Origin of the sequence: Streptomyces sp. NPDC018029 (assembly GCF_044327655.1) — a bacterium.
Taxonomy (GTDB): domain Bacteria; phylum Actinomycetota; class Actinomycetes; order Streptomycetales; family Streptomycetaceae; genus Streptomyces.
In genome coordinates, this window is record NZ_JBIRFV010000008.1 from 93,213 (window position 1) to 111,892 (window position 18,680).

The window sequence follows — 18,680 nt, forward strand, 5'->3', positions numbered from 1 at the left end:
GTAACGGGGTAAGTGGAAGGGGCGCGAGGTACGACCGTAGGGGGAGGCGTGATGGCCGAAGGCACGGTCCGGTGGTTCGATGACGTTCGGGGCTATGGCTTCATCGTCCCCGACCGTGGAAGTCGCTGGGTTTACAGCGATCGGGGCTTTGACGTCCCTGTTCCCGACGACTGGGAAGTGCGTGTCGAGCGCATCGATATTCAGTACAACGGGTGGGCGACCCTGGAACCCGGCGAGCGTGTGTCATTCGACTTCCAGCTCGACAAGGGAGGCGAGCTGCGGGCCGTCAAGGTCACTCAGTTGGGAGTACATGCTCCAGTGCGTGAGGTTTCCCCCCGGGCTGTAGCCGACATGCCTGTATGGCTGGGCTGCTGTATTGGCCTTCTCGCGGCGGCTTGTCTTGTGGCGTACGGCATGTGGTTGGTGCGGACGTTGTGATCGGACCTGAATCTGTAGCGCGCGGCAGCAGCATCGTCTGATCCCACCTGGTCCTCACCAGCCGAAGCTCCTGCGCCCAGCCAGGTTCTCGTACGGCGCAGTCAGCATGAGGGCCAGTACGAAGGGGGCAACAGTCAGTCGCGATATCAGCCGGATCCACGAGCGTGGAGTTGTCGTCGAGGGCGTGCCATTGGTGCAATGCGCAGCTATGCGGCCTAGCCGAGGCCGCCCCGGTCCGATGGCTGGACCTGCAACCGACCACGCGGCTAACAGCGCCGCAGCGACGAGAGCACGCCGTACTGCGCTCACACCTGGACAGCCTGATGAGCAGGATCGCCGCTGACGGCAAGGGGCTGTAACGCCCGGAGCATGTCGGTCCCAAGCGCAACGTGAAGGCGTCGGCGGGTCACAGGTCCAGGACGAGGCGCGGGCAGGCGGCGCGCGAGACGCAGATGAACATCGTGTCGTTGCGGGCCTGTTCGGCGGGGGTGAGCAGGGAGTCCCGGTGGTCCACCGTCCCGTCGAGGACCGTGGTCTCGCAGGTGCCGCAGGTGCCCTCCCGGCACGAGGACAGGATCTGCACGCCGGCCTCCTCGACCGTCTGGAGGACGGTCTTGTCCGGCGGGACGGTCACCGTGATGCCGCTCCGGGAGAGTTCTACGTCGAAGGAGGCCGAAGCGGCGTCGTCCTCCCCCGTCTCCCTTGTCTTCGGCGTCTCCCTCGTCTTCGGCATCTCCCGCGTCTTTGGCGTGAACCGCTCTGTGTGGAGCGTGCCTTCCGGCCAGGAGGCACACCGCTGTTCCACCGCGTTGAGCAGGGGTTCGGGACCGCAGCAGTAGACCAGGGTGCCGGGCGCGGGGCTGCCGAGCAGCCCGTCCAGGTCGAGGAGGCCGGTCTCGTCCTGGGGGCACAGTGCCACCCGGCGGGGGTGGTCCTTGGCGAGCTGTCCGGCGAAGGCCATGGTGGCGCGGCTGCGTCCGCCGTACACGAGCCACCAGTCGGCGCCTTGCTGTTCGGCGGCAGCGATCATCGGCAGGACGGGTGTGATGCCGATGCCGCCGGCGATGAACAAGTAGCGGGGCGAGTCGACCAGTGGGAAGTGGTTGCGGGGGACGCTCGCCCGTACCGTGTCGCCCTCGGTCAGGGTGTCGTGCACGTAGTGGGAACCGCCCCGGCTCTCCGGCTCGCGCAGCACGGCCACTTGGAGGAGGAAGGAGTCCCCCGGGTCTCCGCACAGCGAGTACTGCCGTACCAGGTCGGGGCGCAGCACCAGGTCGATGTGGGCGCCCGGGGTCCACGCGGGCAGCCGTTCGCCGCGGGAGTGGGTCAGGCTGAGCCGGACGATGCCCTCGGTGAGGGGCTCCTTGCGCACCAGGGTCAGGTCGAGTTCGACCCCGGCGCGTGGTGGGATCGTGATGGTCATGGTGGTTCTCTTTCAGGACCGGGACCGGGGGTGGGGTCAAGACTGGGACCGGGGTCCGGGTCGGCTTCAGGCGGAGGTCGCGTGCCGACGCTGAGGGCTGGATGCGTGAGTGCCCTGTGGAACAGGGCCGGGTCGGTGGTCCTCGGGATGGCGGAGCAGCCAGTCCCACGACTCGACCGGATCCTCGAACTCCCGCTGTGCTCCGCAGTGGCACACGGCAAGCAGCCGGTCGGTACCCAGCACCCAGTGGATGCGGTGGACGTTCTCGCCGCAGAGGACGGGCGGGTGGAGCCGGGTCATCGGACCGCCGCCCGGACCTGCTTCGCCGCCTCCTCCTGGGCCTTCGCGGCCTGCTCCTCGGCCATACGGGCGAGGATGCGGCGGGCGGCGAGGCCGCCGGTGTCGATGTTGATGCTCAGCTCCTGGTAGCCGGCCGGTTCGGTGTCCAGGGACTTCTGCAGCACGTTGAGGGCCACGACGTCCTGCATGACCACCGTGTGGTTGTTGCCGTGCAGGAAGTCAGTGACCTCTTGGTCGTCGAGGGCGAAGTCGCGGGCCACGGCCCAGAAGTCGTACACCGTCTTCTCCGTCGAAGGGGTGATGCCGTAGACGACCTCCACGTGGAAGGCGTGCGGGTCGCTGCCGTCCGGATCCGGGCCGGGAGCGCCGACGGGGGCGATGCGCGAGTGGAGCAGGTAGAGACCGGGTGCGAGGTACTCGATGTCCTGCCAGCGGGTGATCCGGCCCTCGATGCCCGTGGACTTGGCGTAGAAGGGAGGGCACTCCGCGTCGTCCATGTGGCGGCTGACGTGGACGACGCCTGCGGTGTCGTCGACCTCGGTGGTGATGGGTGTCTCGGCCACCTCGGGGGTGCCGATGTAACCGCCGTGCAGGTACGTCTCGTGGGACAGGTCCATGAGGTTGTCGACGAGCAGACCGTAGTCGCCGTCGATCGGCTCCATGCCCGACACCACCGTGTAGTCGGGCGAGTCCATCCATGGAGCGCGGGGCGGCAGGGCGTCCCCGGGCTCGTGGTCGCCGATCCACACCCACACGAAGGAGTCCTGCTCGACGACCGGGTACGTCTTCAGGCGCGCCGTGCGCGGAATGCGCTGCTGGCCGGGCACGAAGACACAGCCGCCGTCGGGCCCGTAGGTGAAACCGTGGTAGCCACACACCACCCGGTCGCCTTCCAGCCGGCTCGGCGCCTGCGAGAGGGGGAAGCGCCGGTGCACACAGCGCTCCGACATCGCCACCGCCTGACCGCCCTCCGTGCGGTACAGCAGGATCGGCTCGCCCAGTACGGTGCGCCCGAGCAGCTCGCGCCCGACCTCGCGGCCATAAGCGGCGACGTACCACTGATTACGTATGAATGCAGTCATGCTCGTCTCCTTCGGAGTGGGACGTTCAGTGCGAGGTGCCGGCGGCCGGGGTCACCGCGGCGGGCCCCGTGCCCCCTGCCGGGCCCGGACGCAGCAGCAGCACGAGGGCCGCGGCGGCGAGGAAGATCAGGCCGACGGCCAGGTAGAGGTTCTGCGGGGTCCAGCCGGCGTCGAGCATGCTGCCGGCGATGGTCGGGGCGAGGATCGCGCCGATGCGGCCGACCGCGAGGGCGCTGCCGAGACCGGTGGCCCGGATGCCGGTGCCGTACGTGGCCGGGGTGAGCGCGTACAGACCGGCCACACAACCATTGACGAACAGGCCGATCAGCGCGCCGAGGGTGAAGGCGACGCCGAGGGAGGAGGTGGAGACGATGAAGGCGGACAGCAGCACGGCGGTGGCGATCAGGTAGGCCGTGAGGATGGAGCGGAGCGCCAAGCGGGCGGCCAGCGCCCCGAGGACGGCCGAGCCGAAGATGCCGCCGACGTTGAGCAGCGTCCCGCCGGTCAGTCCTTGGCTGCCGGACAGCCCGGCCTCGACCAGCAGCGTCGGCGTCCAGCTGGTCACGAAGTAGAAGCCGGCCATGACGAGGAAGAACGCGGACCACAGCAGCAGCGTCGAGCGGCGCAGCGCGGGCGAGAGCAACTCGCGGAAACCAGCTGCGATTCCACTCGGTACGGCGGTGAGCGCGGGCAGGCTCTCCAGCGGCGGCTGCCCCATGCGCCGGGCCAGGACGTTGATCCTCTCCAGGGCGCGCTTGGGCCTGCGGACAGCCAGGAAGTCCATGGACTCGGGCAGACAGAAGAAGGCCAGCGGGACGGCGCCGACGGTGGCGAGGCCACCGGTCAGGAAGACCGAACGCCAGCCGAACTGGCCGGTCATGGAGACGGCGAGCAACCCACCGACCGTGGCGCCGACCGCGTAACCGGCGGAGTTGAGGCTGACGGCGAGGCCGCGCCAGCGGTGGGAGGCGTACTCGCCGGAGAGGACGTTGCTACAGGCAAGGACGCCGCCGATGCCCGCTCCGGTGAGTACGCGCAGCGCTCCGAGCTGGGCGGGCGACTGGCTGACCGAGGAGAGCAGCATCCCGACGGCGGCCACCGACAGGCAGCCGAGGATGACCGGGCGGCGGCCGATCCGGTCCGCCCAGGGGGCGACGAACATGGCGCCCAGAGCCATGCCGACGAGGCCGGCGCTCAGCAGCAGACCCAGCTCGGAGGAGCTGAGCTCCCAGTCCGCCGACACGGCTTTGCCGGTGAAGGCCATGACGAGTACGTCGAAGCCGTCGAGCATGTTGAGCAGGACGCACACCGCGATCGCGCACCACTGGAAGGGGCTCATCGGCCCCTCGTCGAGGGCGGCTCGCAGAGAAGGGCCGGTCACCGGGGAAATCCGGGAAGGGGGCAGGCGGGTGGCAGAACCATGGCAGCACTCCGTTGTCGACTGCGTGGTCGGTGGGCGGAGACACCCGGTCCGTCAGGCGGGTGCGGCCCCGGCGGGCCGGTGCGCGGGTGTCGACCGGTGCGGACCATCGTGGGGTCGCCGCCCCCAAGTCACCAGGAGTCTTTCCGGATGCCGGGAAACATCTGCCCGGATGCCGGGAAGCAGCTGCGCGGATGCCGGGAAGCAGCTGCGCAAGACCGGCAGCCATGGGCCGGTGCCGATGATCAGGCGCGGGGCGGCGCGGCTCAGACCTGCGGCGTGGTCATGGCGCGGGAGATCGCCCGGGCGCTCGTGGAGACGAGCCGGGCCAGAGCGTGCGCGGAGGTGCTGCCATGGCGTACCACCAGTGAAACCGCTGCGATCACCGCGCCGTTGCCGCCGCGCACCGGTGCGGCGACCGACAGGGCGTCCATCGTGACCTGGCGGTCGCTGACCGCGTGGCCGTTGGTCCGCGTCTCGGCCAGCATGCGCCGCAACACACGCGGATCGGTGACCGTGCTCGGCGTGAAGCGTTTGAGGGGGCCGGCGAGCGCCTGCTCCTGCACCTCCGTGGGGGCGTGCGCGAGCAGCACCAGACCGACGCCGGTGGCCGTGAGGGCGAAACGCCCGCCCACGCGCGTCAGTACGGGTACCGCGCCGGAGCCCGCGATGCGCTCGACGAAGACGACCTCCGTACCCTCGCGCACCGCGAGCTGAACGTTCTCGCGGGTGATCTGGGAAAGGTCCTCCAGGAACGGCAGGGCCCGCTCACGCAGGCCCTGTCCGCGCGGCGCGAGGGAGGCGACTTCCCACAACCGCAGGCCGATGCGGTAGCACCCGTTGTCCGCGCGTTCCAGTGCTCCCCAGGCGACGAGCTCGCCGAGCATCCTGTGCACGGTCGACACCGGAAGCCCTGACCGCCGGGACAGCTCGCTCAACGTCATCTCCGGGCAGTTCGCGCTGAACGCACCGAGGATCTGCAGCGCGCGGCCGAGCACGGGCCTCGGACGCTGCGGACCACGTACGAGCGAGTCCTTCAAGGCGCCCTCACCGATTCCCGACTGTGCGACTCGTCCAAGCCGTAGCGGTCAGTGTGCAAGAAGGTCGCGGCCACGTCGAGAGGTCGGAACGGCCGTACCGGGGCCAGGAGTCGGGGTTCGCGGTAACTACGTATTGCTCACCGCCCATTGACCGTGAGCCGTGTCAGCCCTACGTTGAACCGCATTCCGGCACGATTGATTCGCATCACGGAACCTAGGGGGTTCTCGTGGCACTCACTTCTGTTGTCGCTCCTGATGTCTCTCCTCTCTCCCGCTTCACGGTTGACGGACGTTCCATCGTCATCACCGGTGCCACCGGCGCCCTCGGCAGCGCGGCGGCGCGCGCCCTGAACGCTCTGGGCGCTCGTCTCACCCTCGCCGGTGGCAACGCCGGCAAACTCGACGCGCTCGCCGCGGACCTTGACGGGCCGGGTCCCGTCGAGACCGTCCGGCGCAGGCCGGACACCCCGGAAGACGCCGAGGCGATCCTGTCGGCGGCGGTGCGCGCGCACGGTGGCGTACACGGTCTGCTCGTCGCCTCCGGCACGAACCACGTCGCGCCGATCACCGAGATGAAGGTCGAGGACTTCGACGCGGTCCAGTCGGCGAACGTCCGCGGCTCGTGGCTGATGTGCCGGGCGGCAGGGCGGCACATGCTCGGTCAGGGCGGTGGCGGCAGCGTGGTGCTCGTTTCCTCCACCCGTGGGCGGCTGGGGCACCCCGCCGGGTACTCCGCGTACTGTCCGTCCAAGGCCGCGGTCGACCTGCTCGGCCGCAGCCTCTCCGCGGAGTGGGGTGGCGCCGGGATCCGGGTGAACGTGCTCGCTCCCACGGTGTTCCGCTCGGAACTGACCGCCTGGATGTACGAGGACGACGAGAAGGCCACCGCGACCCGCGACGCCATGCTCGCCCGCATCCCGCTCGGCCGGCTCGCCGAACCGGAGGACTTCGCCGGGGCGTTGATCTACCTGCTCAGCGACGCCTCCTCCTTCGTCACCGGACAAGTGCTGTACCTCGACGGCGGGTACACCGCATGCTGACCGTCGCCGTCGTCGGCGCGGGGCTGATGGGCCGGGGCATAGCCGAGGTGTTCGCGGGCGCGGGCCATCCCGTACGTCTGCACGATGTCGACGCCGACGCCCTGCGCGGCACAGTGGACGCCCTGCGCGGCACAGTGGACGCCCTGCGCGGCACAGTGGGCGGCCTGCGGGGACTCAACGGGGCTGTCGACGGCAGCACCGACCTGGCCGAAGCCGTCACGGGAGCCGGCCTCGTCGTCGAGGCCGTCGCCGAGAACCTGGACGCCAAGCGGGAGCTGTTCGCCCGCCTGGACCGCCTGCTGCCGGACGCGTTGCTGGCCAGCAACACCTCCGTACTGCCGGTGAGCAGCATCGCCGAACACACCGCCCGCCCGGAGCGGGTGGTCGGAACCCACTGGTGGAACCCGCCCGGCCTGATCCCTGTGGTCGAGGTCGTCCGCGGCAAGCACACCAGCGAGGAGACGATGGAGCGCACCACCGCTCTGCTGACTTCCCTCGGCAAACTGCCCGTGCGCGTGGAGCGCGACGTGCCCGGGTTCGTCGGCAACCGTCTCCAGCACGCCCTGTGGCGCGAGGCGATCGGGCTCGTCGCGGACGGAGTGTGCACCGCGGAGACGGTCGAGACGGTGGTACGCAACACCATCGGCCTGCGTCTGGCCGCGATGGGTCCGTTGGAGAACGCCGACTACGTCGGGCTCGACCTCACCCTGGCCATCCACGAGGCCGTACTGCCCGACCTGAACCGCTCCCCGAGTCCTTCCCCACTGCTGAGCGACCTGGTGGCGGCAGGCGACCTGGGCGCCAAGAGCGGCCGCGGCTTCCTCAGCTGGCCCGAGGGCAGCCGCGAACGGGCAGGCGCACGCCTGGCCCGGCACATCGCCCGACTGACCAAACCGTAGTCCCGAGAAGGGTGAACTTCCCATGACCGAGACCCCTTTCACCTGGCCGCTCGGCCCCGACGAGCAGGGGCTGGAGTTCTATGACCTCTCCCACCCGTGGGGGCACGGAACGCCGTGCTGGCCGTACTTCGAGGATGTGAAGGTCGAGCGTCTGCACAGCATGTCCAAGTCCCGCGTGCTGACCCAGAAGGTCACCACAGTGATGCACTCGGGCACTCACATCGACGCTCCCGGCCACGTCGTGGAGAACGCGCCGCTCCTCGACGAGATACCGCTCAGCTCCTTCTTCGGCACCGGCGTGGTCGTGTCGATCCCCAAGAAGAAGTGGGAGGTCGTCACCGCCGCCGACCTGGAGGCTGCCACCCCCGAGATCCGCCCCGGCGACATCGTCATCGTCAACACCGGCTGGCATCACACGTACGGCGACAACAGCGACTACTACGCCTACTCGCCCGGCTTTTACAAGGAGGCCGGCGAATGGTTCGCCGCCAAGGGCGTCAAGGCCGTCGGCACCGACACCCAGGCCCTCGACCACCCCCTGGCCACCGCCATCGGCCCGCACGGTCCTGGTTCCCCGAACGGTCTGCTGCCGTGGGCCTGCGAGGAGTACGAGGCCGAGACCGGCCGCAAGGTCCTCGACGACTTCCCCGAGTGGGAGCCGTGCCACCGCGCCATCCTGTCCGAGGGCATCATCGGATTCGAGAACGTCGGCGGGGACCTGGACAAGGTCACCGGCAAGCGGGTCACCTTCGCCGCGTTCCCCTGGCGCTGGACCGGCGGCGACGGCTGCATCGTCCGCCTGGTCGCCATCGTCGACCCGACCGGTGAGTACCGGATCGAGACGGGGCAGCGCGGATGAGTCCCATGCGGGTCACCCGGCTCGACCAGGCGCCGCCGTACCGGCCGCCGTTGCACCACGGCGTCGGCGGTCTGCGGCTCCAGGGCCACGAGGCCGGGCCGACCGCACGATTCTGGTCCGGACTGTCGTACTACCTGCCCGGCGGAGCGGCGGACGCGGCGCCCACCGTGGAGGAGACCGTGTACGTCGTCCTCGACGGCGAGGTCGTGGTCACCGCCGACGGCCGGGAGGAGACGCTGCGGCGGTACGACTCCGTACACCTGCCCAAGGGTGAGACCCGTTCGGTGAAAAACCGCTCCAAGCGCCCCGTCACCCTGCTCGTCATCATCGCGCTGCCGCCCGGGGAGGACTGACATGGGCGTCGTCATCACCGTCGCGCCCACCGGGCCGATCGCCACCAAGGCCGACAACCCCGGCCTGCCGACCTCGCCGGAGGAGATCGCGGAGGCCGTCGCCGACGCCTACCGGGCAGGCGCGTCCGTCGCCCACATCCACCTGCGCGACGAGCACCAACGGCCGACCGCCGACCTGGACATCGCACGCAGAACCATGGACCTGATCGGCGAACGCTGCCCGATCCTGATCCAGCTCTCCACGGGAGTGGGGCTGAGCGTGCCGTTCGAGGAGCGTGAGCGGCTGGTGGAGCTGCGGCCCCGCATGGCCACCCTCAACCCCTGTTCGATGAGCTTCGGTGACGGCGAGTTCCGCAATCCGCCCGACGCCGTTCGCCGGCTGGCGGCCCGCATGCGGGAACTGCAGATCAAGCCCGAACTGGAGATCTACGACACGGGGCATCTGGAGGCGTGCCTGCGGCTGTGGAAGGAGGGCCTGCTCGCCGAACCACTGCAGTTCTCTCTGGTTCTCGGCGTACGCGGGGGCATGTCGGCCACGGCGGACAACCTCCTCACCATGGTCCGCCGACTGCCGCCGGGCGCGATCTGGCAGGTCATCGCGATCGGACGGCACAACCTGCCGCTCACGGCGATGGGTCTGGCACTCGGCGGCAACGCCCGCGCCGGTCTTGAAGACACCCTGCACCTGCGCAAGGACGAACTCGCCCCCGGCAACCGGCCCCTCGTCGACCGGGCGGTCACCCTCGTCCACGACCTGGACCTGACTGTCGCCGACGTCGAGGAGACGGAACGGCTCCTCGGCCTGTCGGCCCATGCCTGACCGTCGGCGGCCGAGGCGCCACGTCGCCGGGACGCTCGCGCCGCGGACCGTGCCCCCAGCGCGCCGCACTCGACTCCTTCCGAATGGCGTCACGCGGGCCTGCTCCATGTGGTCGCTGAAGCCCGGCCAGGCACCGACCTGCGGCCCGCGCTCACCGCCCCCGAAGCGATACGGCAGGCTGGCCCCGGAGAACGACGGGAGAGGGGAGCAGTCATGCCGGTGACCGAAGAGTCGGTGGGGCAGGAGACCAAACGGGAGACCACCTCGGGGGGCATCCAGGTCATCGCACGGGCCGCGGAGGTGCTGCGCCTGCTCCAGGCAGCCCCGTCCGGCCTGACCCAGGCCGAGGTGGTCGAGCGGATCGGCCTCGCCAAGTCCACGGTCCACCGCATCCTCGGTGCACTGGAGGCGGAAGGACTCGTGACCGTGGCCGGCACCCGCGGGCGGTACCGGCTGGGGCCGGAGATCCCACGCATGGCCGCTTCCGTGCGCTCGGCCATGATCGTCGACCTGCGTCCCTATCTGGAGGATCTCTCCCGCCAACTCGAAGAAACCGTCGACCTGTCGGTCCTTGAGGACCACCAGGTGGTCTTCGTCGACCAGGTCATCGCCGACCGTCGGCTGCGTGCGGTCAGCGCCGTCGGCGCCGGCTTCCCCCTGCACTGCTGCGCACCTGGCAAGGCGCTGCTTGCCGCCCTCCCGACGACCGAGCTCGATGACGCCGTACCGAACCGGCTCACCGCCGAAACGCCGCACACCCTCACCGCACGCCTCGCCCTGCACCGCGAACTCGACGGCATTCGCCGCACCGGCGTGGCCTTCGACCGCGAAGAGCACACCGTCGGCATCTCGGCGGCCGGCGTCGCCATCCGCACCGCGGCCTGGGGTACCGCCGCCATCAGCGTGCCCACCCCGACGCAACGCTTCACCGGATGTGAGCAGGCGATCGCCGATGCCCTGCTGCAGGCCAAGGACCGTATCGAAACGGACTTCGGACCCGTGTAGTCCGCATCGTGGGGCTCGCACCGTGTAGTCCTCATCACCGTGGCGGGTTCCTGTGCCGACACCCTCGGGGCCCGCTGCTAATGGAACTCCTACCTCTTCGCCGCCACCGGATCTCGTCTGTTCCCAACGGGCGTCACCCCACCGGAAGCTCGCCTCGCATCAGACATCAGCCATCAGGCATCAGAAGGAGGAGCACCACCATGAGGAAAATCGCGATCGAAGAACACTTCACCACATCCGCCCTGGCCCACTACAGCCTGCCCGCCGCCACCTTGTTCGACCCGCCCCAATGGGACTCGGCCATGCGGCACTTGCTGGACTTCACCGACGTACGCCTGCCCCAAATGGACGAGTTCGGCATAGACATGGAGGTGCTCTCCCTGACCGCACCGGGCATCCAGGCCGAGGCCGACAGCGCTCTCGCCGCCAAGCGCGCGGCACAGGCCAACGACTTCCTCGCCGAGATCATCCGCAAGCACCCCACCCGCTTCTCCGGCTTCGCGTCACTCGCCCTTCAAGACCCGGACGGCGCCGCGGCCGAGCTGGAACGCGCAGTCTCGCAACTCGGGTTGCGCGGCGCCCTGATCAACGGCCACACGCACGGTGAGTACCTGGACTCTCCGAGATTCTGGCCGGTGTGGGAACGCGCCGAAGCCCTCGGTGTGCCGATCTACCTGCACCCGGCGAACTCCTACGACGTGTGGCACAACCTGCGCGGCCACGAGGAACTGATCGGGCCGATGTGGAGCTGGGGCGTGGAGACCGCCACCCACGCCCTGCGCATACTTTTCGGCGGTGTCTTCGACCGCTTCCCCGGCGCGACCCTCGTCCTCGGTCACATGGGGGAAGGTCTCCCCGGCATTCTCTGGCGCCTGGACAGCCGCTGGAACTTTCTCGACCAACGCGGCATCCGCCTGGCCAAGCCGCGCCCCTCCGACTACATCCGGGACAACATCATGATCACCACCAGCGGAGTGTGCGCCCACGCGCCTCTGCTCGGCAGCCTGCTGGCGCTTGGCGCCGACCGCATCATGTTCGCCACCGACTATCCCCTGGAAAGCAACCACGACGCCGTCCGCTTCATCGAGACCGCACCGATCAGCGAGACCGACCGCGCAAAGATCTGCCACCTCAACGCCGAGAGCCTGCTTCACCTCTGACGTGGCTCACCTCAGGGGCGCAACGCGGGCATGGACGCCACGCCGGCGACTCGACGGCCTTTTCCAGGCGCGACTGGCAGGCCGCCCAGTTGTCGTAGGGGAGCCTGCACAGGTTCGGTCGTGATCGAAGTCCTCAGAGAGTGAAAGGCAGGGGGGTCTTCATCGGCGGCGTGGGGTGAGGGTGAGGTCGACGCGGCCGCGCGGCGGCAGGGCCACGGCCAGCCGCGGGCGCGGGTCACCGGAGATGTGCACGTCGTAACGGCTCAGTACCGTGGCCAGGATCAGCACGGACTCCATGGCGAAGAATGCCTGGCCCACGCACTGGTGGGCACCGTCCCCGAAGGGCAGGTAGGCCATCGAGTGCCGCGCGCGTACGGCCGGCCTGTCGAAGCGGTGGGGGTCAAAGCGCAACGGGTCGGGCCAGAACTCCTCGAGCCGATGGGTGAGATAAGGGGAGATGACCAGCGTGGTCCCGGCCGGCACCGCCACCTCCCCGACGTGATCGTCCTTCCTCGCGACCCGGGGAACGGCCCAGGCCATCGAGTACAGCCGCATCACCTCGGCCATCACCTGCTGGGTGAAGGCCAGTTTGCGTGCGTGCTCCGGCCGCGGCGGTCCGTCCGCCAGCACCTGGTCGGCCTCCTCACGAATCGCGGCCACCACAGTCGGATGCCGCGCCAGGACCGCCCAGGCCCAGGTGAGCGTCAAGGCGCTGGACTCCGACCCGGCCACGAACAAGGCCACGATGTCCTGACTCACATGCTCATCACTCAACGGCCGGCCATCGGCTCCGCTGCCCCGCAGCAGACCGCTCATCAAGTCCGTGCCGCCGGCGTCGTCCTCGCGGCGGGCCGCCTCGATGACCGGCAGCAACGTGGCATTGATACTGCGAGTCGCCCGCAGAAAAGCACGGTCTCCGGGCATCGGCACCCGGTGTGGGACGATAGGCATCGCCATACGCCACAGCAGCGCACCCAGCGCTGTGGCCACATCCTTGCCCAGCCGGTCGCACTGCTCCGCGCTGATCCGGGAGCCGAAGAAGACCGGGTTGATGACCCGGTGCACCAGCCGGGTCATCTGCACCACCGCGTCCACCGGCTGCCGCCGCGCCAGGCCCGCCAACTCCTCCACGCCCTGCTCGACGGAGGCGGCGATGCCCGCCCCCGACTGCTGCAGGTACCCGCCCGACATTCCCCTGCGCAGGATGTCCCGGCTGGCCAGCCACCCCGCCCCCTCCCCCGCGATGCCGCTGCCCGTCAGCCGCCCCAGCGCGTCCCACATCGCCGCCCCGCGCACGTAGTTCTCCGCGCCGTCGCGCAACACGTACTGCAGGTGATCAGGGTGCGTGACCAGCAACGGCCGAAACGGCCCGAGCTCCAGCCGCGCCACCGCCCCCTGCGCCCGCCGCCCGACGTCCTCCACCAGCCCAAGGGGTCCCCCGCGCGCCAACTGGCCCACGATGCGGTGCAAAGGCACGGCCTCCACACGATTGACAGTAGGTGCAGGCATCGCGGCCGCCTTCCGGCATACGGATCGAGTGCTGAACCGGCCCCGTCGAGTGCAGCGCCCGCTACGGACCAGCCAGACACACCGTCATCTTCCGAGGCATACCGGAGGGAGCCTAGAAGTACGGCCGCCTCGCGCTCAACGCACACACGCCCTGTCGGGGCTTGGAGAGCGCTCCTCATCCAGTCCTATATGCACGGCGCGCCCGCACCGCCCGACCCCGCCCTGCCCTGCCCTGCCTGCGAACGACAGTCACCCCCGTGAACAGAGCGCCCAAGTTCACTCCCTGTGTTCTCGATCAGGGAATTCCTGCACGGGACCGGTTCCCAGCGGCACGTTCTCCGCACGGGCCAGCAGTCCGGAGATGGTCACCTCGACCGACTGTCGTACGAGATCGGTGAAGTCCGCCTGCAGCGGCGCGAGCGCCGGACTGGAGGCGTACGCAGCGAGCAGCGCATCGGGAGGGCTGCTGTAGGGCCAGGCTGCGCTGATCGCCAGAATGCTGAGCCCCACGAGCCGGAACACGTCCTGGCCGCCGAGCTCCGGCAGGTACCGCAGAAACAGCTGGGCAAGGGCCTGGAAGGTGCGCAGGCTGGCCTTCTTGTGCTCGATGGCCACCTGGGCGGAGACGTTGTGCTCGAGTACGGCTGCCTGAGCGCTGATCAAATCGCACAGTACCGGCCGCTCGGCCAGGGACTCGGCCAGCACCCTGGCCAGCCGGTCGCCACGCTCGCGCGGCGTTCCCTCGACGGGCGTGAGCGCGTCCTCCAGCTCGGCGAGCCAATCCTGCAGCTCGGCGTCCAGCAGCTGCAGCAGGATCGCCTCTCGCGATTCGAAGTACCGCAGCACGTTCGCCTTCGCCAGGCCCACGCGCCGGCTCAGCTCGTTCAGGCTCAGCTGCGCGACCGGCATCTCCGTCAGCATCCCTGCCGTGATCTCAAGGATGTGGCGCCGCCTCTGCTCCCGCTGGTCGTCGTTGCGAGCACGTTGAAAGTCCACCTGAGCATCGTACATACCACCGGTCCGTTGCTAAGTGACCAGTGGTCCGTTACGGTGGAAGCGGGACAAGATACCGGCAGTACTTAAAAAGGGTGGAGACGCGCGCCGGTGACATGACCTCTCCTGCACCCTCCTGATTTCCCCCAGGCCCCCGACGAAAGAGCCGACATGTACGAGTACGAATACGAGCACTTCTTCATCGACGGCCAGTGGCAGAAGCCGGCCGGCGAATCGATGACCGACGTGGTTTCTCCCTCCACCCAGGAGGTGGTCGGCCGAGCGCCGCTGGGCGTCGCCGAGGACATCGACCTGGCCGTCGACGCCGCGCGCCGCGCGTTCGACGAGGGCCCGTGGCCGCGGATGTCGCCGAACGAGCGCGGGGTGATCCTGCGCAGGCTGGCGGAGAACCTGACGGCAGCCGGGGAGAAGATCGCCGACGTGATGACCGACGAGGTCGGAACCACGCGCACCAACAACCTATGGATCGGCCAGGCCGGCGCCGGCCTGCTCCACCACTACGCCGACATGGCCGAGACCGACGGCGTGGAGGAGGTGCGGACCGGCCTGAGCGGCACCGCGTTCACCGTGCGCCACGAGCCGGTCGGAGTCGTCGCCGCGATCGTGCCGTGGAACAGCCCGCTCTTCCTGCTCATGGCCAAGGTCGCACCCGCGCTGGCCGCCGGCTGCACGGTCGTCGCCAAGGCGCCTGAGGAGACCCCGCTGGAGTTCTACTTCCTGGCCGAAGCGGCGCAAGCGGCCGGCCTTCCGGTCGGCGTGCTGAACATCGTCGCCGCGGACCGCAAGGTCAGCGAGTACCTGGTGCGCCACTCCGGCATCGACAAGGTGTCCTTCACCGGCAGTACCGCCGCCGGCCGTACGATCGGGTCGATCACCGGCAACGACCTCAAGCGAGTGAGCCTGGAGCTGGGCGGAAAATCCGCGGCCGTCGTCTTGGACGACGCCGACCTGGACACAGTGGTCCAGTACGCCCTGGCCGGCGGCATCGTGCCCAACAACGGCCAGGCGTGCATGGCGCTCACCCGCATCCTGCTGCCGCGCGCCCGCCACGACGAGTTCGCTGAGGCCATCACCACCGCCGTCAAGGCGCTGAAGGTCGGCGACCCGTGGGATGAGGACACCCAGATCGGTCCGCTGATCTCCGAGCGGCAGCGGGACCGTGTCGAGGCCTACATCGCGTCCGGTCTGGCCGAGGGCGCGCACATCACCACCGGCGGCGGCCGGCCCGAGGGCCTGGAGCGCGGCTGGTACGTGGAGCCGACCGTGTTCACCGGCGTCGACAACAGCATGAAGATCGCGCAGGAAGAGATTTTCGGCCCGGTCCTGGTCCTGATCCCGCACGATGGCGACGACGACGCCGTCCGCCTCGCCAACGACTCGGCCTACGGCCTGGGCGGAGCGGTCTTCAGCGCAGACGCGGAACGCGCCTTCAGGATCGCCAGGGCAGTGCGCACCGGCACGATGGGCGTCAACGGCTACATGCCGGACTTCGGTGCACCGGGCGGCGGCTTCAAGGCGTCGGGCATCGGCCGGGAGATGGGCGCGGAAGGCTTCGGGGCCTACCGCGAGACCAAGACCGTCCTCGGCGTCGCTCCCCAGAACCCGACTTGAACCGTTCGGCGGCCCGGGCGTCGCATTGCCGGGTGAGGGCGTCGAGGCGGGCCTTAGCGGTGGGGCGGGCAATCGGGGAGGACCTCCGTGGCAGAAGGAGCGTCGTGCGGTGCGCGCTATCGGCGTGCCGGGCCGGGCTCCGGCAGATTCTGGAAGTCCTCGTAAAACCCCTTGCTCAATGGTCAAGAACTGTTGACCATTGCTCGCATGCCTACCGATGATCTCCCTGAGACCTTTCACGTCACCACCGACGAGCAGCTGCGCGCCGTCTCCAATCTCACGCGCCACCGGATCATGGCCGTGCTCCGCTTCGAGCCGGCGACGATCACGCAGATCGCCGAGCGGGTGGGCCTTGCGAAGGGCAGTTCCAGCTATCACGTGCGGCTGCTGGAACGGGCCGGCCTGGTGAAGGTGGTACGGACGCGGAAGGTACGAGGGGTCACCGAGCGGTACTACGCCATGGCCGCGCGGGCGATCACGCTGCCGGATCCGGGCGAGGGCGGGCCGGACGTGCTCATGCGCCATGCGGTGGCGGACCTGGAAGCGGCGCCGCCGGACGCCGAGCGGCACGTACGGATGGCGCATCTGCGGCTCACCGACGAGCAGTTCGCGCAGCTGGGGGCGCGCCTGCAGGCACTGGCGGACGAGTACCAGAAGCTGTCCGATCCCTCGCTGCCGGACGCGTCACTCGTCTTCGCACTGTTCCACCCGGCACCGCGTGAGCAGGCCGAAGGGGACGCCAAGTGACCTCAGATGTCCGGAAGTTGCCGACCGGGTTCGGACGGCTGTGGACCGCGCAGACGGTGTCCTCGCTCGGTGACGGCGTGTCGCACGCCGCGTTGCCGCTGCTCGCTTTGACGTTGACGCGGGATCCGATGGCGCTCGCCGTCGTCACGGCCGCCGGGACGCTGCCGTGGTTGCTCTTCGGAGTGCTCGGCGGTGCCCTGGTGGACCGTTGGGACCGCCGACGCACGATGTGGATCATGGACGCGGCACGTGCGGTGCTGCTCGCGATACCGGCGGCAGCGGCCGCGCTCGACGTACTGAGCATTCCGCTGCTCGCGGCCACCGCCTTCCTGCTCGGCCTCGGCGGACTCTTCTTCGACACGGCCGCCACGGCCTATCTGCCGGATCTGCTCGGCCGCGATCCCGCACTCCTGGAGCGCGCCAACTCCCGCTTGCGCGGCGCCCAGACCGCCATGTCCGGCTTCGCGGGACCCCCTGCGGGCAGTGCGCTGCTCGCGCTCGGGCGGGCGGTGCCGCTGCTCGCCGACGCGGTGTCATTCATGCTCTCCGCACTGCTCGTACGTACGCTGCCCGCCATACCCCCGCCCGTGCCGCTGGCCCGCGAGTCGCTGCTGCGGCAGGCGCGGGCCGGGGCCTCGTACGTCTTCAGGGACCGGTTGCTGCTCGGGCTCGCACTCCGCCCGGCGGTCGGGAACGTCGCCTTCCTCGCCGTGGAGACCGTCCTGGCCCTCTTCGCGCACGAGCGCCTCGGCATCGACACCTACGGCTTCGGCCTGCTCCTCACGGCGGAGGCCACCGGTGGCCTGCTCGGCGCGGGCATCGCCTCCTCCCTCGGCCGACGGCTCGGCACCGGCACCGCGCTGACCTGCACGGCCGCCGTCGAAGGGCTTGCCATCCTGGGCCTGGCCGCTGCCCCGAACCCGTACGTGGCCGGGCTGGCGCTCGCCGTCTGCGGGGCCGGCATGGGTGCCACGATGGTGCTCGGACCCTCCCTCCGGCAGGCGATCGTCCCGGCCCACCTCATGGGCCGCGTCGCCTCCACCTCCCGCATGCTGGCCATGTGCGCCGCTCCCCTCGGTGCCTTCCTCGGCGGCTGGCTGGCCACCACCCACGACATCCGCACCCCGCTCTACGCCGCCGGAGGCCTCCTCCTGGCGATGACGGCCGTCACGGCATCCATGACCAGCAACCGCCGAGTCGAGGCGGCGCTGCGGGCCGCCGCCCCGGTTGGCGGTCCAGATCACCCGACACTCAAGGATCCCGCTGGGGAGAGCGCACCCAACCTGTTGTGACGCCTGCCGCGAAGGCGTCACAGGATGGCACTTGGCTCAGGCATTTCGAGTCCGGGTCTCGCCCGGGCGTCTCCCGAAGTGACGCACATCTGCTGTCGGTTCTGGGGCTGCGGCACAGCTTCCGTGGAGACAACCCGCCGGGGGCGTGCCTGCTTCAGCCCGATGCGCGGCCCAATACGCTGACCTGCCGGTTCCCCGCGCTCAGCAGGCCGTCATGAACCCGTGCAGCCGCTTCCACGTCAAGCCCCGACTTCCCCCCACCCCAGTCGGTCTTTGCCGGGCCAGGTCTCATAGCCACCGCATGGCTGCCTCGACGCTGTCGTCGATGCCGGTGTTGAACGCGATGGCGGCTCCCGGTGCATGCTGCCGGACAAGGTTCACGACCTGCTCGAAGAACGTCAGCAGAGGTTCGGGCTTGCGTATCCCACCGCCGATGACGACGACGTCCCAGTCTCGTTCGGACAGCGCCGCGACCACCGTGGACTCGGCTGATTCGTCCGGCGCAATCAGCGTCATGGAAGCATCGACGCCATGTTCGCCGAAACGGGCCAGTTCCTTGTCCAGGACCGCGCGCACGGCGTCCCCGTCCATACCAGGCACTGCGTGCGGATCGAAACCAAGAATGAGAGCAGAAGGCATGCCTTGCATGACGATCAGCTGCCCGCGCC

General features: G+C 69.6%; 18 protein-coding genes. 11 read left to right on the top strand and 7 right to left on the bottom strand.

What is annotated here, in order from left to right:
- Nucleotides 1-51 precede the first annotated feature (51 nt).
- Nucleotides 52-438, top strand: coding sequence for a cold-shock protein (locus tag ACH4D5_RS24300; RefSeq protein WP_398306300.1), 387 nt, complete (start codon nt 52-54; stop codon nt 436-438).
- Between the two features lie 406 nt (nt 439-844).
- On the opposite strand, the gene ACH4D5_RS24305 is transcribed toward ACH4D5_RS24300, so the two are convergent.
- From ACH4D5_RS24305 to ACH4D5_RS24320, 4 genes are all read right to left on the bottom strand, one after another.
- Entirely contained in the window at nt 845-1,861 is a 1,017-nt protein-coding gene (locus ACH4D5_RS24305) for a PDR/VanB family oxidoreductase (protein ID WP_398306303.1), read from the bottom strand.
- 296 nt (nt 1,862-2,157) lie between these two features.
- On the bottom strand, nt 2,158-3,243 hold the full coding sequence (locus ACH4D5_RS24310; RefSeq protein WP_398306306.1) for a Rieske 2Fe-2S domain-containing protein: 1,086 nt from the start codon (nt 3,241-3,243) through the stop codon (nt 2,158-2,160).
- A gap of 25 nt (nt 3,244-3,268) precedes the next feature.
- The gene (locus ACH4D5_RS24315) at nt 3,269-4,624 is read right to left on the bottom strand and encodes an MFS transporter (protein ID WP_398306309.1); all 1,356 of its coding nucleotides are present in this window, start codon (nt 4,622-4,624) and stop codon (nt 3,269-3,271) included.
- A 305-nt stretch (nt 4,625-4,929) separates the two neighbouring features.
- On the bottom strand, nt 4,930-5,703 hold the full coding sequence (locus ACH4D5_RS24320) for an IclR family transcriptional regulator (protein ID WP_398306312.1): 774 nt from the start codon (nt 5,701-5,703) through the stop codon (nt 4,930-4,932).
- Nucleotides 5,704-5,930: 227 nt separating this feature from the next.
- Here ACH4D5_RS24320 and ACH4D5_RS24325 point away from each other — a divergent pair, with 227 nt between their 5' ends.
- The 7 genes from ACH4D5_RS24325 (at nt 5,931) to ACH4D5_RS24355 (ending at nt 11,839) form a co-directional block, all read left to right on the top strand.
- Nucleotides 5,931-6,743: an SDR family NAD(P)-dependent oxidoreductase gene (locus tag ACH4D5_RS24325; protein ID WP_398306315.1), complete on the top strand. Its 813-nt coding sequence runs from the start codon at nt 5,931-5,933 to the stop codon at nt 6,741-6,743.
- The gene (locus ACH4D5_RS24330) at nt 6,737-7,642 is read left to right on the top strand and encodes a 3-hydroxyacyl-CoA dehydrogenase family protein (RefSeq protein WP_398306318.1); all 906 of its coding nucleotides are present in this window, start codon (nt 6,737-6,739) and stop codon (nt 7,640-7,642) included. Before ACH4D5_RS24325 ends, ACH4D5_RS24330 begins: the two co-directional genes overlap by 7 nt.
- Before the next feature lie 22 nt (nt 7,643-7,664).
- Nucleotides 7,665-8,501, top strand: a complete 837-nt coding sequence (locus ACH4D5_RS24335) for a cyclase family protein (protein WP_398306321.1) — start codon at nt 7,665-7,667, stop codon at nt 8,499-8,501.
- On the top strand, nt 8,498-8,854 hold the full coding sequence (locus tag ACH4D5_RS24340; RefSeq protein ID WP_398306324.1) for a cupin domain-containing protein: 357 nt from the start codon (nt 8,498-8,500) through the stop codon (nt 8,852-8,854). The genes ACH4D5_RS24335 and ACH4D5_RS24340 overlap by 4 nt, the downstream gene beginning before the upstream one ends.
- Before the next feature lies 1 nt (nt 8,855).
- On the top strand, nt 8,856-9,674 hold the full coding sequence (locus ACH4D5_RS24345; protein ID WP_398306327.1) for a 3-keto-5-aminohexanoate cleavage protein: 819 nt from the start codon (nt 8,856-8,858) through the stop codon (nt 9,672-9,674).
- A 213-nt stretch (nt 9,675-9,887) separates the two neighbouring features.
- Nucleotides 9,888-10,679 (top strand): IclR family transcriptional regulator, encoded by a 792-nt coding sequence (locus ACH4D5_RS24350; protein ID WP_398306330.1) that lies wholly within the window; start codon nt 9,888-9,890, stop codon nt 10,677-10,679.
- Between the two features lie 200 nt (nt 10,680-10,879).
- The gene (locus ACH4D5_RS24355; protein ID WP_398306333.1) at nt 10,880-11,839 is read left to right on the top strand and encodes an amidohydrolase family protein; all 960 of its coding nucleotides are present in this window, start codon (nt 10,880-10,882) and stop codon (nt 11,837-11,839) included.
- A gap of 159 nt (nt 11,840-11,998) precedes the next feature.
- On the opposite strand, the gene ACH4D5_RS24360 is transcribed toward ACH4D5_RS24355, so the two are convergent.
- Both ACH4D5_RS24360 and ACH4D5_RS24365 read right to left on the bottom strand, forming a co-directional pair.
- The gene (locus ACH4D5_RS24360; protein WP_398306336.1) at nt 11,999-13,324 is read right to left on the bottom strand and encodes a cytochrome P450; all 1,326 of its coding nucleotides are present in this window, start codon (nt 13,322-13,324) and stop codon (nt 11,999-12,001) included.
- 300 nt (nt 13,325-13,624) lie between these two features.
- The gene (locus ACH4D5_RS24365) at nt 13,625-14,344 is read right to left on the bottom strand and encodes a TetR/AcrR family transcriptional regulator (protein ID WP_398306339.1); all 720 of its coding nucleotides are present in this window, start codon (nt 14,342-14,344) and stop codon (nt 13,625-13,627) included.
- A gap of 168 nt (nt 14,345-14,512) precedes the next feature.
- On the opposite strand from ACH4D5_RS24365, the gene ACH4D5_RS24370 reads away from it, so the two are divergent.
- The 3 genes from ACH4D5_RS24370 to ACH4D5_RS24380 all read left to right on the top strand — a co-directional run bounded on the left by ACH4D5_RS24370 (nt 14,513) and on the right by ACH4D5_RS24380 (nt 18,012).
- On the top strand, nt 14,513-15,973 hold the full coding sequence (locus ACH4D5_RS24370; RefSeq protein ID WP_398306342.1) for an aldehyde dehydrogenase: 1,461 nt from the start codon (nt 14,513-14,515) through the stop codon (nt 15,971-15,973).
- A 207-nt stretch (nt 15,974-16,180) separates the two neighbouring features.
- Complete coding sequence (locus tag ACH4D5_RS24375; protein WP_398306345.1) at nt 16,181-16,720, top strand: ArsR/SmtB family transcription factor; 540 nt, start codon at nt 16,181-16,183, stop codon at nt 16,718-16,720.
- A complete protein-coding gene (locus ACH4D5_RS24380) occupies nt 16,717-18,012 on the top strand; it encodes an MFS transporter (protein ID WP_398306348.1) in 1,296 nt (431 codons plus the stop codon). The genes ACH4D5_RS24375 and ACH4D5_RS24380 overlap by 4 nt, the downstream gene beginning before the upstream one ends.
- A gap of 288 nt (nt 18,013-18,300) precedes the next feature.
- On the opposite strand, the gene ACH4D5_RS24385 is transcribed toward ACH4D5_RS24380, so the two are convergent.
- Nucleotides 18,301-18,651 (bottom strand): hypothetical protein, encoded by a 351-nt coding sequence (locus ACH4D5_RS24385; protein WP_398307062.1) that lies wholly within the window; start codon nt 18,649-18,651, stop codon nt 18,301-18,303.
- Nucleotides 18,652-18,680 lie beyond the last annotated feature (29 nt).